This is a genomic window from Anabaena sp. PCC 7108 (genome assembly GCF_000332135.1).
Classification (GTDB): Bacteria; Cyanobacteriota; Cyanobacteriia; order Cyanobacteriales; family Nostocaceae; genus Anabaena.
Window position 1 is genome coordinate 4,787,751 of record NZ_KB235896.1, and the last position, 15,426, is coordinate 4,803,176.

Below are 15,426 nucleotides of genomic sequence, written 5' to 3' on the forward strand. Positions count from 1 at the left end.
GAAGTTAGTTTTGCAGCTTTAGCTACATAACCAGTTAAAAAATATTTATCTGTTGTTACGAACTGCTTAGAAATATATTTTATATCGGAAAAAATAATTCATGAAGTAATTGACATCACAAATATAGATTTATTCGGTTTGAATTAATGCTTTGCTTAATATTTTGAAGCTTGTTTAAGCAACAAGCATAGTTCTTCCTTATCAAGATTAATTTTATCAGATTTTTGGATGCCAGTCAATAGCTTTAACTCATAAAATGCGAAAATATTTTCTTTGCTAACTGAGGTTATTGAGAAAGAATCAAATTTAGTACATTTAACTCATGAGAATTTAAAAGATACTTTTCTGTAAAAACTTTATTTCTAATTTCTTCTAAGCTATAACTCCTAAACACTACAAATGGAAATTCTTTGTAATTAGATCCTATTGGTAAAACGTTACCGACAGGGTATAATGAACGAATATATATAGATAAAATATCTTTAAAACGTTGATCTTGTGGTTCTTCTGGTTGATTTTCAAAATATTCTTTCATCACTTCACCACTAATAAATGCAAATAATGGTAAAGCATAATATTGATCTGTATTGTGACTTTTCTGGACAAAGTTCTGTGTTTTTAGAGGTGCATTTCTGAGTCTTTCAACTAATTCTATTGCATCTTTAACTGCATAAGTCAGACTTTCTGGGTAAGTTTTACTTCTACTAATTTTTTTTAGATTTTCCCATAAAACTACATTTGCATATTTTTCAATATCCAATAATCTCATTTGATAAGATTCTTCGATATTTTGACTGGGTACGATTAATAAACCACCGCTAATATAACCTAACTCTAGGGGTTTAAAATCAAGTAATTTATCAAAGGTTTTTGCAGCTTCTAAAAATTTGCTATTGAAATCTTCTCTGAGAGATAAGTAACTTTCTTCTGTAGTTTTTTGTACCACAAAATCACCATCTCTCAAGAGTGCTTCTAGACTAGAATAGGCTTCTTTTAATAATTTATGACTTTTGTTTATATTATATTCTTTTTTCAGTTGATTAATCAGATTTGCAATTTGACTAGAAAATGTTTCCCCAGCAGCTAAAACTGATTTTCCCCCAATGGGAATCAGAATATATTTTTTTCTACCAATTACACCATAACCCTGGATTCTTGTCATGATTGATGCTTTGAGAATTAAAAGGAGATTTAATAAACTCAAAACGCTTTCCTGTAGAGACAGTTGAGGATTATCTTGATAATAAAGGGAACGTTCTGCTAAATAAAAAGTGAGATATTTATCTTGATTATCGATAATATCATTTCCCCTACCTCTGTAAATTACCTGAATAATTTCCATCAAGTTTTTTTCAATTTCAAACTTAGGTATTTCTACTAAGATATGTTTGGCTTTGGGGAAAGATAAACCGCGACTTCCTGAAGCTGTCATGAAAACAACTTTGACATTTTCTTGATATTGTTGAATTTCTTGTTTTTCATGTTCAGATATATTCGCGTGTATTTCTAAATAATTGATATTTTTGGTAAAGTTGTCTTTTCCTAACTCTTCTTGAATTTTCTCAATTATTTCTGTTAATAGGCGTTTATTTTGGATGTAGACTATAAATTGTTCAACGTCTGATTTGTGTAAAAGATTTTGAATATCTTTGAAAATTTCTGATTGCAATTTTTTCTCTAAATTAGAGTTATCTCGTAATTTAGCTTTATTGGTAAATCTACAAGATTCAATAATAATTTGATAGCTGATAGTTAAACTTTTAGCTGGGTATGTGTTAGTATTAATAATGATGCTGGGTAAATTGTTAAATATAAAAGATTCCACCGATAGAGGTTGAATATTTGACTCGGCTTTGCGAAAGAAGACTTTATTAGGTTCAGGGGTAGGGTCTTCTAAATGTTGAAGAATGACATTTTTATCAACTATAGAAGCATCAGCGACAATAATTTTAGTGTTGAAACTATTTTCCGGGGATGCTAATTTATATTCTTTAACTATTTTGTGAATTCCATCTAAAAATTCTACTCCTCCTTCATCTCCAGTAATTTCATCTATCATGATAAATAGATGTTTGATGCGACGAGAAATATTTTGCATTTTTTCTGGGAAAACTTTACCTTCACTTTCCTTATATGCGTCACGGAAGATTTTGGTGAGATGTTTCAAAGTATCCCCATAATCTGTTTTTTTCAATGACTGAGTAGAAGCGGTAGCAATAATCTGGTTATATTGTTCACAACTGATGAGATTATATATAGCTTCACAAATACTATTTAAAACTCCTTTGGTTTTTTGTCCAATATCTTGAAAGGTATCATCAGTAATATGTTCAAGTCTGTCTTTACGTCTAGCTTTTCTTTCCACATTTTCACTGTTGAGAAAATGAACATTTCCCAACCAAAAATCATTCTGATGTTGATTAGACGTATATGCGACTGAATATTGACCACCGTTATCTTGAATTAAGTTACTGTGAGTATTGATAGCAAAAATTCTGTCGTCAATCAATTTTTTATTTTGCTTATCTTTAAATTTTTCGATGATATCGAGGTTGACTTGTTTGCGCGGACTGACATAGAATAAAAGAAAACCTTCATCCTTATATTCTCTGAGAAAATCGACGATAGCGGTAGTTTTCCCGATTCCAGGATTTCCGGTTAAGAAAATGTAGGTATTTTCAGAAAGTAGAGATTTTTGAATTAGTTGATTATGTGCTTGTCGGAAGTTGGGATTTCCGGTTAGATTTAAAGAAGAAATTAACTCTAGAGGAACTGTTGCGACGGAGTTATAAAATTCCGTGATTTTTTCTGTGTAAGGTTGTAAAGTATTGATGGTATCTGGAGTAATTTCTAAAAGTGAATTGACAAATTCGGGAATTTGTTCAAAAGTTATGGAAGCATTACGTTTGATTTGATTTAAAACTCGATGACGTGCGTCGGTAATTTCTTCTTTGTAATCATGAAGTTTATAAATTTGATAGCAAGTTTTGAAAATGTCGAGATTTTCTGCTTGAATAGAGATAGTATTGAAAGAGCGATCACTATATCCCACCGCATTACATACCAACTGTGAGATATCTGGAATCATCGCAGTTTTCTCCAGGAACTGACAGAAGCTATAAATATAACCACCAGCTTGAATTAATTTCGCACTTTCCTTATCTTTAGATTTGAAAGCTGTAAAATATTCCTTTAAACCTGGGGAAAAATCTAAACCTAAAGATTCGGTATCAATTCGCAAACTAGAAAACACACTTTTAGAACGAATATAGTTAACATCTCGTATTAACAAGCGTCGAATAATTTCCACATAATCAATATTTTCGATGTCTTTATCAGTGTGGATCGAAAATACTGACAAATCAAGACATAAAACTCGATAGTTGCGTCGATATTTTAGCAAAATCAAAGTATCTGCGTTAAGGAAATCACCTTTAGCTTGATATGTATCAATATCCTGAGAAGTTGGTTTTAAATTTTTAATCTGGGAAAGAACATTCTTAAACCATTGTTTATCATTAACTTCATAAGTACTAATACTATTATCTCCATTAAACCGACATTGATAATATAAAATCTCTAGATGTCGAAATTTTGGTTTTTCATCACATCCAATAGACTTGAGATATTCCTGGAAGAAGTTTAAACCACATAAAAAACCTTTTTGGACAAAAAATTGACACCAAGTACTAGCTATTTCTCTTTCTAACTTGCTGACCACTTTCCTCTCTATCGTCTTTCTAATTTCCGAAAATTTGAGATTTTTAAGTTCATCATAGTATAAGTTTCCAAACCGATTTTTGATTTGGTTTTTGTGAATATAAGATAAGATTCCAATATTAAATCCGACTTCAAATAATCTTCCTAAATCATCTGCTATTTTTGCTGTCATATTTATTTCCTGTTTGTAATCAGCTTGAGGACTAAAGTCCTGACTACGAACTATTCAAATACGGTTAAGTTAGAGCTACAATTATCCTTAAGTTAACAGTATTGTGAACTATTCTGGTTTTGCGAGTATTTCTTTGATGTAGGTTAAAAATGCTAAAGAGTTAAAATCAGCTTTGACTCGACTATGTTTAAATAGTGCGAGTTGACTAACTGATTCATCTCCAATTAAATTTTGATATGGATCTAATTTTAGTTGAATGTCTTTGGATTTTTCATAACGTGAAAAATGAAATAAAGTTAAACATTGGAGAATTTCATTTTTTAAGTCGCTTTCCTGAGAAAGTAATCCTTCTCTGATATCTTGATCATCTAAAATACCATCATAAATATTTAATAATGTTGCGTAAGACATGACTCCGTTATAATTATTCTCTTTAGAAAGTGCGATTCCATTAAATAAGTTAAAAAAGACTACTGATTGTTTATTAGGATCTTCTGCTAATTCAGTAAGTTCAATGGTATCTTGAATATATAATGATGTTGATTTGATGTTATCCGGTATTTTGACTGCGTAGTATTTATCAAAGAACATAGGATAAATTTTGATGTCATGTCTTTCTTTTTTTAACGCGGTAATTACGTTTTTTGACATAAAAAATAATTCTTCATCTTTTGCGATTTGGGTAATATGTAAGGTGCTGCTGTAGGGAACTTTAGCTATATAAATAAAGTGTCTATATCCTTGTTTATATAATTTGTCTACATTATCAACTACTACTGTGGGATATTCAAACATATTCTCATGATCATCATAGTTTTCTGAGAATGTTTTGAAAAGCTGAAATCTCACACTTTGCGGTTCTATCTGTAAAGTAACAATTTCTCCCATTAGGTTAGATTTTTTTACTTTTTTTCCCCATTTACTATCACTTTCTCGACTAGAAATTACTATAATTGCTAGTTTGTCAAGTTCTTTAAATTCAAAATTATCAGTTTTTAGTAATTTAAATTTTTTGGGTACAACTGAGTATAGAGAACTGAGAACATTAGGAATTTTAAATTTAGCTTTTTCCGCAAAATTAGTAATCACTATTCCCTGTTCATTACTGCGATATCCGTCATTAAATAAGTGAGATAATACAGCAGTCAAAGAAACTATAAATTTTTCTATTGGTGCGTGATCAGTTTTTTCTTTGAGATGTAGTCTCAAAATGGGAATAAATAATTTTGTCTGTTTTGCAAATAAGACGTACAAACAAATATAAGCTAGTAAGCTATATACGATTTTGTAAGTAAATTCTTGATGTGTTTCTAGTTTTTGAGTCTCTAACCGATAGGGAAAAATTATCAGATTACGATGTTGTAAGTTTTTGCTATAAAATTCACTGCATTTTTTATCTTCCATGGGTAAAAACACTACAGGTAAGACCCTAATACCCTTAGGAATATCATATTCCATGTCGAAGGTTTCTTTATCTTCAGTTTCTAAAAAATGAATTTCGCTGATTTTCAAGTTTGCTTTCAGACTGACAAGGTAGTTTGTCTCTGCGTTTGCGGTTCCTAGGTTAATATATTTCAAACAGTCTTTAAAGTTGTCTCGCAAAACTGGTTTAAATACTGTGTCTCTATCGTTAATAGTATTAATGTCATTTTCTAAAATACTATTTTTAACAGAAATATGTAGAGGGTATTCTCTAGTAAAAAATGGAGTTTCTCTTTTAATAAGATTCGTTAAAACTTTTTTGAGTGTATCGATTTTATCCTGAACATTATATAATTTAAAACCCTTTAATAGGTTTCTAAATAATTGTTTTTTGGCTTGATCATCATTACTTTTTAATGTTAACAATACAGTTGCAAGTTTGGTAAGAGGATCATAATCTAACTCATGCTTAGGATTATAATTTTCCGATTTTGGATCTTGACGAGATGCAAATAGGAAATAATACAAAAATGCCAGTTTGAGAACTTTATTCACAAATGTGAATTTTCTTGATTCATCTGCAATTTCTGTTTGATGTTCTTTGCTATCTGGGTTTAACAGATTGAGATTATAATCAAATACACTTTTACCTCCATCATTTTGCACTTTTCCATCAAATTTTAACTTTAAACCAAATATAAATTCTATTTTTTCTCGATTTTGATCTTCTGTTTCTCCTAAATAACCTTCAATGATGGGAATAATAGGTAACATATCATAAGCTTCACTTCGAGAAAACATGGTTTGATAATTAACTGATATTCCTGCATAATTAACTAGATATTCACCATCTGGCTGATTAGTATCATTAATATAATCATCTAGTACTTTTAATCTTCTGATTAAATCTTCTAAATATATTTTACCTTTAAAGTTATCAGCACTCGCATTTTCATTAATGTTGTCTAAGAGAAATTCTAAATATTTAATCTTTACTAGTTTTTTAAGTTTACCTAATGTTTCTTGATTAACTAGATTTTGTAATCGGTAAATATCCGAGTTAGGATTTTCTTTTAAACCATCTAAAACATATTCTAAATCTTCTCTATCGCTGGAATCAGTAAATCTTGCATCAATAAAGTTATTAATACCTATTAATAATGAAGAAGAAAAATCACGAGGCTTTTCCACAGAAATTTTGACTTTATGCGCTTTCAGTAGTTGTCTTTGTTTGCTTTCACTTTTTTTTACTGTTAAGCGCTGTTTTTGCAGGTTTTGATATTTAGGAAAATTATAACTAAAATCTAGTTTAGATGGTTGCTTGGAAATTGATAATGACTCTAAATCTATAGTTAGCTGTTTAATAAATTGAAATCTATCTATTGATATATTTGAGGGATTTTGAGAAATAGCTGCTGTTAAACATTGCTGAGTACAATCAGCAATCTCTGTAATTTGTTCCCGAAATTTATGATAAGAACCAGAACTAAAATTCAGGGTAGCAGTACGTACTGATCTTTCATTTCCTAAAGGATTATATGGTTGGAGGTTAATAACTTCATTAACTACTTGATCAATATTAATTAGTACGCGTTGATTGTCTTTGGAGATATTAAATATTTGTTTTTGCTTTAAGACTTGTAATATTTTCGTTAGTAAATCAGTATAATCCACATTGGCTAAGTCTGGATTTATTGCTATTGTGTTCATCTGCATCCTTAATTGTTGTTTTTAAAATTACAATTACTAGATAATAATGCTTTGCATCTTGACAAGTCAAGACTTAATATTTGTTAAATAATTAGACTGTAACAGTCTAATCTGGCGCAGATATGCTGGCTGATTCTGATTTAAACAAAAAATATAAATAAACTCTGAATAAATCCCTCTTTTAGACGTTTCGCAGTAGACGCAGATTTTTGTATCGTGTCGTTGTTGCTCATAACTTGATACTCAGCAACAATGTTCATTTTGATAAAATTCAGCAAAAACACTTGATATAAATCCCAATATATGAGCTTATGGGTAAGTAGATGGGTCAACACTAGTGGAACTTACGTAAGTTGACAATTGTGGTTTGCAGTCAAACCCCGTAAGCATTTCCAATGTTTTGACCGCACATTTAACCTTAATATCGAAAAACCATGAACACAACTTGGCAAGGAATAACCCAGTTGACAGGAGTTGGTTTGTCGAACAGGGTGCAATATTTTTTAGCACAATCGTCAAGCTTGCAAACTGAAACATCCGAAGTAGGCAAAGGTGTGGCTGAAGTACAAGGAGTAGTTGAGCAACTCATTCAGTTTACCCCCCGGTTATTAGGATCTGCGGCGATTTTATTAATAGGTTGGCTAATTGCCGCGATTATAGCTAAAGCCACCAAAAAAATTCTCGATCACACAAAAATAGATAACCGCATTGCCTCTGGTATCACTGGTGGTCAGGATGTTCCCGAAATAGAGAAATTAATCTCCAGCTTAGTATTTTGGAGCATCATTCTCTTAACAGTTGTAGCTGTTTTACAGAATCTGGGTTTGGAAGTGGCCTCTCGACCACTGAATAGTTTTCTAGACCAAGTCATTGGCTTTTTGCCTAAGGTGGTTGGTGCTGGCATAATTTTAGCTGCGGCTTGGTTTTTAGCCACTATCGTCAAACTCTTTACAGTAAGAGCATTACAGACTTTTAGGCTAGATCAGATTTTACAGCAAGAAACCCAAGATACTACAGATGTCACGAATCAATTATCTCTGACTGAGACTATTGGTAGTGCTTTGTATTGGTTCATTTTCTTACTGTTTCTTGTGCCAGTCCTGGACACTTTAGGGCTACAGCAAGCATTACAACCAGTACAAGCTTTAACTACAGAGATTCTTTCCATTCTGCCCAATATTTTGGCAGCAATGCTCATTGGTGCTGTGGGTTGGTTTTTTGCGAATGTAGTCCGTCGGATTGTTACTAATCTGCTACATACAACAGGTTTTGACAATTTGGGAAGTCGGGTAGGACTGTCTTCAGCTACAGGAGTGCAATCTTTATCAACAATTATTGGGACGATTGTTTACATTCTGATTTTAATTCCTGTTGCGATCGCTAGTTTGAATGCTCTCAAAATTGAGGCCATTTCTGCACCAGCCATCCTCATGCTGCAACAAGTTCTCAATACTTTACCCAGCATTTTCACAGCAGCAGGAATTTTAATTGTTGCCTATTTCTTAGGTAGATTTGCCTCGGATTTAGTCACAAGCATCCTTACCAGTTTAGGTTTTAACAACATTTTCACTGTCCTGGGTTTACCATCACTCAATCGGTCAGCAGCAACTTTAGAAGAACCCATTACACCAACTCGCACCCCCTCGGAATTAGCCGGGATTATTGCTTTGGTGGGAATCATGCTGTTTGCAACTGTTGCCGCCGTGAATATTTTGAATATTCCTGCCCTGACTGTGTTGGTGACAGGTATTGTCATTATTTTGGGAAGGATTTTAGCGGGATTGATAGTATTTGCTGTAGGTCTGTTTTTGGCAAATCTAGCCTTTACTATTATCAGCAGTTCTGGTAATTCCCAAAGCCTGTTTTTAGCACAAGTCGCCCGTATATCTATCATTGCCTTAGTCTCAGCAATGGCACTGCAACAGATTGGTATTGCTCCTGATATCGTCAATTTAGCATTTGGTCTATTATTTGGAGCGATCGCTGTCGCCATTGCTTTAGCCTTTGGTTTGGGTGGCCGTGACGTTGCCCAAGAACAAATGAGAGAATGGTTAACTTCTTTTAAAAATAAAGAATGAGAACATTAGGATTAAGTAGCTAAAGTCATACGTCTGGACGATAAAATCAAGATAAAAATTCCCGACTCCGTTCAGAAGTCGGGGATCTTTTACACCAAAGCTGCAACTTTCCCCAGCAAACCCTGAAACAAGCGCAAACCATCGCTATTACCTAACTCTGCATCTGCGGCTCGTTCTGGGTGGGGCATCATACCTAAAACATTACCTTGACGATTACAAATCCCGGCAATGTTGTTTAATGAACCATTGGGATTTTCTTGGTGATAACGAAACAGAACTTGTCCGTTATCTTCAATTTCTGCTAAAGTCTTTTCATCAGCATAAAATCGCCCTTCTCCGTGAGCAATCGGTAAAGTAATAATTTCATTCTCTGCATAACCTTGACTCCAAGGTAAATTATTACGCTCAACTTTCAAAGGAGAGCGATCGCAGATAAAATGTAAATCTTGATTTCTAGCCAATACTCCAGGTAATAAACCAGCTTCAGTTAATACCTGAAAACCATTACAAATACCCAAGACAAATTTACCCTTTTGTGAGTGTTCAATCACTTGTTGCATCACAGGAGAAAAACGAGCGATCGCACCACAACGTAAATAATCACCGTAACTAAAGCCACCGGGGACAATCACCACATCTATATCACTAATATCAGTCTCTTGATGCCATACCATGCGCGTTGCTTGTCCTAGCAAGTCTCTAGTAACATATGCAACATCACGATCACAGTTAGACCCTGGAAAAACTAAAACACCGAATTTCATTGTTTATAAGGGAATAGGGAATAGGGAACGGGGAACAGGAAATTAGGAAATAGATAATAGGTAAAAATCACCCATTACCTATTACCAATCACCCATTACCCATTACCAACTTTAGAAAACGCCAGTTTGAGATTCGACTTCAATCAAATCAAAGCGATAGTTTTCTATCACCGGATTTGCTAACATTTGCTCACACATCTGATTTAAGTCTTGACGTGCTTTCGGCTCATCAGGTGCGATAGTGGTTAACTCAATGTACTTACCAATTCTCACCTGTTCCACACTGTCGTATCCTAGTTGCTTGAGGCCAGATTGTACAGCCACACCAGCAGGATCTAAGACTGAAGGCCGAAGCGTCACGAAAATTTTAGCTAAATATTTTCTTTGCACAGGTCTTTTTGCTGAATGCTGCGATCGCTATACTATAACTTTACTGCTTCAACTGGGTGAAAATATAATAATTACACACCAGTTATAGTAGGTGACTCTTAACAAGTGACTCTTAACAATCTGAAAAGTCTTTTGGTGTCTAGGTTTTATCATCAGTTGGTGTCCTCACCGCCCTGTCTGTTGCTATAAAGTTAATTTATCAGTTAGCCGCTCAAAAACTGACATCACAGATGCTAATTTAAAGTAGTCATCCCTGATACAAAATTTTTATAATTCCCCATCCAAAATCTAAAATCTAAAATTGCTATGAGAGCCATACGCACCCGCAGTCAAGAGCGAATTTTAACCCTTCTCAAAAACATTAAACAAGGCATTTCTGCCCAAGACCTTTACGTAGAACTACGTAGCCGTAGTCAGAGTATGGGTTTAGCAACAGTTTATCGCTCATTGGAAGCCCTCAAGCTAGAAGGACAGGTACAGGTGCGAACATTGGCTAATGGAGAAGCCCTCTACAGCCTCACTCAGCAAGACAAACATCATCTAACTTGCCTACAATGCGGCCTTTCCATACCCATTCATCAATGTCCTGTCCATGAACTAGAAACAGAATTAAAATCCAGCCATAAATTCAAAGTTTTTTATCACACCTTAGAATTTTTTGGCTTGTGTAACCAATGTCAAGTCAATCAAGAAATTAGTGATTAGTGATTGGTGATGGGTGATTGGTGATTGGTGATGGGTGATTGGTGATTGGTGATTAAGTTATTCTTAATTTTCTCAGCATCCCCGCGTCTCCGTGTCCCCGTGTCTCCGTGTCTCTTCATCCCCGCGTCTCCGCGTCCCCGTGTCCCCACAATCCACAATATTACTGAGGGTTGGAGCCAGTAGAAACATCTGAAACAACAGAACGTATCCCCTCTAAAGCAGCGGGAATAGTGCGAGGATCTATAAAAATCACCTTACTACTATCGCTTTTACCAATAGTTGCCCCCATATCCAGATAACCCAAAGCAAACAGAACTTCCACAGCCTTCTTAGCATCAGGATTAGTTTTAATTTTTTGGGCAATAATTTCTGCTGATTCAGCAATAGCCTGCGCCCTCAAGACCTGCTGTTGGCGTTCTGCTTGGGCTTTTAAAACAATCGCTTTTTGTTCAGCTTCAGCTTGCAAAATAACTGATTTTTGTCGAGCTTCAGCATCCAAAATTTGGGCATCAGCCTTACCCCTAGCACTATTAACAGCAGATTCTCTATCTCCTTCCGAAGTTAAAATAGATGCTCGCTTGCGTCGTTCAGCCGACATTTGTAACTCCATCGACTCCCGCACTGCTTGAGAAGGGATAATATCTCTTAACTCAACCCTAGTTACCTTCACACCCCAAGGGTCAGTAGAAACGTCCAACTCCTGTAATAATAGTTCATTAATTTGAGAACGGGCGGTAAAAGTTTGATCTAACTCCAATTGTCCCATTTCCGAGCGAATTTGAGTTAACACCAAATTCACCATCGCCGACTGGAGATTTTCCACCTTATAGCGGGCTTTTTCCATATCTACGATTCGCCAGTAAACCACAGCATCCACCTCAATCCCCACATTGTCGCGGGTAATGCACTTTTGGGGAGGAATATCTAAGACTTTTTCGCGGATAGTTTCTTCGTAGACCACTTTATCGAGAAAAGGCAGCACAAAATTTAGCCCTGGTTGCATTTTTTTGTTATAACTACCTAATCTTTCCACCAAAGCTTCATTTCCCTGATTGACGACACGCACAGATCCAGCAACAGCAGAACCACCAAGCGCCAAAAAAATCAGCAAAAAAAACTGTTCCATAATAATTCTCCTAATTTCCGAGTCTAGATTTTACAAAAACAATCACCAAAGACTAAGAATGCAACACATTTTCTGGCATCACAATTAAAGTAGTGCCTTCTCTTCTCACCACATAAACACTTTGATGAGGTGGTACGCTAAGTTTGTCATCATCACACCTAGCCCGCCAAGAATTACCTTCGTATAGTACCCTTCCTATTTGTCCCACAGGAATTTCTGTTAAAGTTTCTGCTATAACTGCATCCTGAATTTTTGACTTGCGCCGTCGTGATTGCAAAAATCGTCGGGAAAGAAACACTAGCATTGTGGAAAGCAGCAGCCAAACCGTAACTTGCAGCCATACACTTCCCAAACCTAGTTGAGACAGTAATGCTACCGCAAAAGCGCTAATTCCCATCATGAAAGCCACAAAAGCCGATGGTAAAAAAAGCTCCATCAAACACAGAACCGATCCTGCCAACAGCCAAATTAAAGTAAAAATGGGCATAGCGCCACCCTAGACATTACATTCAGCTAAATATATTTCTGTGATTACATACAGTCGCACCCTGACCAATTACGGAAAACAAAATTTGGTATTTTTAACAGGCAATTTTTGATTAAATTGATTAATAAGGTGTAGCCAGGGGTACACAAACCGAGTTTATTCTAATCTTCCATTCATTGACAGCTAAACTTAATCGAAATTCACAAGTAAATTTATTTTTTTAATTTAAAGTTTCATGATTTCTACTCAACAGATCATTCATTGCCCCAATCCAGACTGTAATCAACCGATTAATTCTATCGGAGATACGTTTTGTATTAGTTGCCAAACTCCCTTAGTTTACCGCTATCTTTGGGCGACTGGCACAGTAGCAGCAGAAATCTTACCACAGACATTGGTAGCAAATAGATATGAAGTGATTACACAGCAGATTTGGCTAGATACTCAACCAGCCCTACCACCAGAAATACCGTCAGAATTGCCAAAAACAGTTATTCCTTACCTTAAATTATATCAACAGCAGTTACACATCCCCCAACCATACGGATTTGTTAGTTCCTTAGATGCTGGTGACATCCTGTTGCTAGAAAATGCACCCATAGACAAGCAAGGAAATCTTTACCCAACTATGACCGCAGCTTGGGAAGAAGCAAAAGCAGTTAGACAAGTTTACTGGCTATGGCAAATTCTTCAACTTTGGACACCATTATCAGAATTGGGAGTAGCCCAAAGTTTGTTAATACCAGATAACTTGCGTGTCGAAGGTTGGTGTGTAAAGTTGTTAGAACTTCACCCCACAACAGAAACTCTGAGTTTACAGGATTTGGGTCAGTCTTGGCAGCCTTGGGTAGAAGTAGCAAAAACAGAAATTGCTCAAAGTTTAGGAAATATAGTCCAGCAAATGTGCCGACAAGAGGCAGAATTCACAGCCATAGCCACCCAAATCAATCAATTATTACTAATTTCCGCATCTGAGATGCCCTTAATGCTCACAGTCGCAGGGGTGACAGATTCAGGGCTAGTTATGAGTCACAACGAGGATGCTTGTTACCCCAGTAACGCTGAAGACTTAAATAACTATTTATACCCACATTTGTCAATTGTTTGTGATGGCATTGGTGGACATGAAGGCGGCGAAGTTGCCAGTAAATTAGCAGTGCAGTCCCTCAAGTTGCAAATTCGCGCCTTGCTAAAAGATGTCTCCGAACAAACAGAATTTGTCCCCCCAGACTTGTTGCAGCAGCAACTGGCCGCCAGCTTGCGGGTAGTGAATAACATGATTTGGTCACGCAATGACGAGCAAAACCGCCAAGGTAGAGAACGCATGGCAACGACTTTAGTTATGTCCATACAACTACCACAAAAATTAGTCACTACCGCTGGCTGGGAGTCAGAAAACGCCCATGAACTTTACTTAGCTACGATAGGTGATAGTCGTGCTTACTGGATAACTCCCAACTATTGCCAATTACTGACAACAGATGATGATATGGCGACAAGGGAAGTATGTTTCGGGCAGAGTTTGTATCGTCAAGCAATTCAAGCACCTAATGCCAATGCCCTCACCCAAGCATTAGGTACAAAAGAAGCCGAATTTCTCAACTTTTCCATCCAGCGCTTGATCTTGGAAGAAGACGGGATTTTATTGCTGTGTTCAGATGGTTTAAGTGATCATGACTGGGTAGAAAAATCTTGGCAAGATTACGCAATTCCACTGTTAACAGGTAAACTATCAGTAGCAGATGCTGCCCAGAAATGGGTGAAGCTGGCAAATGAAAAAAATGGTCAAGATAATACATCTGTTGTTGTCACTCTTTGCCGAATCTCTCAAGCCTTTTTAGTGCCGATTAAACCTGCACCCTTGGTAATAGAACCTATTGAACCTATTGAACCAGCAATAACAGCACCAGAAGTGGAATCTTCAGAACTAGAAGCCCCCACAGTAGAACCATTAGCAGACAGTTCTCAAACCTTGCTGGATTTAGATTTGACAGAGGAACCTGTCGAAACTCCCGTTAAACGACCAAATCAGGGTAAGCTGGTGGTAATGCTGGTTGGGTTTTTAGCTTTGTTGCTAGGAAGTGCAAGTCTAGGTTTATTTGCTTGGTGGCAACTAAATCCCCAATCCTTTGGGCAAGCTTGTCGTCAACTTCCCCAAAAAGTACAGCAATTATGTCCAGAACCCAAATAAGGACGTATTTGACCAACGTCCACATATGGTAAAATTGTCAAAGCGTGAAAAATCAGTAATAGAGTCCGCTCGATGCTGAAAATGACCATCTAACTCTTGATAGGACTATCTTGAGGAACAGTTCATTAAAGCAATTTCAGTAACGGATGGTTGTGGAACAGCAAAAGTTAAATGTAAATTAATGTTATGAAAGTTGGCGATCGCATTCGTGTTAAAGAGTCGGTAGTAGTTTATCATCATCCTGAGCATCGCGGCCAGGCTTTTGACCTCAAAGGTACAGAAGGCGAAATTAACGCTATCGTTACTCAATGGAAAGATAGACCTGTGAGCGCTAACTTTCCCCTGTTAGTCCAGTTTAGTAAAAAATTTAAAGCTCATTTACGCGAAAATGAAATAGAAATCATCTAAATCATTCATTAGCGGCGACGAAACCACTGCATAATATTTAGTTCGCCGCGCATTTTTTCTAAGTCTCTGCGATTTTGGGCTGCGGTTGTATAATACCAATCACAATAACGTTTAAGTTCAGAACGGGTCTGAACTTCGTGATAAAACTCTACAGATGTTTGATGAACTGCAAACATTTCCTGAGTTTCCGTGTGAGGTGATGGGACAATATGTGGTAGTTCTTTACTCATAGGTAATTGGTAATAACTATTCA

11 protein-coding genes are annotated in these 15,426 nt (G+C 35.9%); 4 read left to right on the top strand and 7 right to left on the bottom strand.

All coding sequences use genetic code 11. From position 1 onward, the window contains the following. Positions 1-286: 286 nt before the first annotated feature. Positions 287-3,892, bottom strand: coding sequence for a helicase-related protein (locus tag ANA7108_RS0122445; protein WP_016953078.1), 3,606 nt, complete (start codon positions 3,890-3,892; stop codon positions 287-289). A 108-nt stretch (positions 3,893-4,000) separates the two neighbouring features. Next, positions 4,001-7,024 carry a hypothetical protein gene (locus tag ANA7108_RS0122450; protein WP_026104390.1) on the bottom strand — a complete coding sequence of 1,008 codons (3,024 nt, stop codon included), beginning with the start codon at positions 7,022-7,024 and terminating at the stop codon, positions 4,001-4,003. Between the two features lie 434 nt (positions 7,025-7,458). On the opposite strand from ANA7108_RS0122450, the gene ANA7108_RS0122455 reads away from it, so the two are divergent. Further along, positions 7,459-9,102, top strand: a complete 1,644-nt coding sequence (locus ANA7108_RS0122455; protein WP_016953080.1) for a mechanosensitive ion channel — start codon at positions 7,459-7,461, stop codon at positions 9,100-9,102. A gap of 89 nt (positions 9,103-9,191) precedes the next feature. On the opposite strand, the gene purQ is transcribed toward ANA7108_RS0122455, so the two are convergent. Beyond that, positions 9,192-9,866 (bottom strand): phosphoribosylformylglycinamidine synthase subunit PurQ, encoded by a 675-nt coding sequence (gene purQ / locus ANA7108_RS0122460; RefSeq protein WP_016953081.1) that lies wholly within the window; start codon positions 9,864-9,866, stop codon positions 9,192-9,194. Between the two features lie 111 nt (positions 9,867-9,977). After that, positions 9,978-10,256 (bottom strand): phosphoribosylformylglycinamidine synthase subunit PurS, encoded by a 279-nt coding sequence (gene purS / locus ANA7108_RS0122465; protein WP_016953082.1) that lies wholly within the window; start codon positions 10,254-10,256, stop codon positions 9,978-9,980. Between the two features lie 306 nt (positions 10,257-10,562). On the opposite strand from purS, the gene ANA7108_RS0122470 reads away from it, so the two are divergent. Beyond that, positions 10,563-10,961 carry a Fur family transcriptional regulator gene (locus tag ANA7108_RS0122470; protein WP_016953083.1) on the top strand — a complete coding sequence of 133 codons (399 nt, stop codon included), beginning with the start codon at positions 10,563-10,565 and terminating at the stop codon, positions 10,959-10,961. A gap of 160 nt (positions 10,962-11,121) precedes the next feature. On the opposite strand, the gene ANA7108_RS0122475 is transcribed toward ANA7108_RS0122470, so the two are convergent. Beyond that, positions 11,122-12,087 carry an SPFH domain-containing protein gene (locus tag ANA7108_RS0122475; RefSeq protein WP_016953084.1) on the bottom strand — a complete coding sequence of 322 codons (966 nt, stop codon included), beginning with the start codon at positions 12,085-12,087 and terminating at the stop codon, positions 11,122-11,124. Between the two features lie 52 nt (positions 12,088-12,139). Beyond that, the gene (locus ANA7108_RS0122480; RefSeq protein WP_016953085.1) at positions 12,140-12,574 is read right to left on the bottom strand and encodes an NfeD family protein; all 435 of its coding nucleotides are present in this window, start codon (positions 12,572-12,574) and stop codon (positions 12,140-12,142) included. Between the two features lie 235 nt (positions 12,575-12,809). On the opposite strand from ANA7108_RS0122480, the gene ANA7108_RS0122485 reads away from it, so the two are divergent. Together ANA7108_RS0122485 and ANA7108_RS0122490 are read left to right on the top strand one after the other, a co-directional pair. Next, positions 12,810-14,765, top strand: a complete 1,956-nt coding sequence (locus tag ANA7108_RS0122485) for a PP2C family serine/threonine-protein phosphatase (RefSeq protein WP_016953086.1) — start codon at positions 12,810-12,812, stop codon at positions 14,763-14,765. Between the two features lie 186 nt (positions 14,766-14,951). Continuing rightward, positions 14,952-15,173: a ferredoxin-thioredoxin reductase variable chain gene (locus tag ANA7108_RS0122490; RefSeq protein ID WP_016953087.1), complete on the top strand. Its 222-nt coding sequence runs from the start codon at positions 14,952-14,954 to the stop codon at positions 15,171-15,173. Positions 15,174-15,181: 8 nt separating this feature from the next. On the opposite strand, the gene ANA7108_RS0122495 is transcribed toward ANA7108_RS0122490, so the two are convergent. Next, positions 15,182-15,403, bottom strand: coding sequence for a hypothetical protein (locus tag ANA7108_RS0122495; RefSeq protein ID WP_016953088.1), 222 nt, complete (start codon positions 15,401-15,403; stop codon positions 15,182-15,184). Between the last annotated feature and the right edge of the window lie 23 nt (positions 15,404-15,426).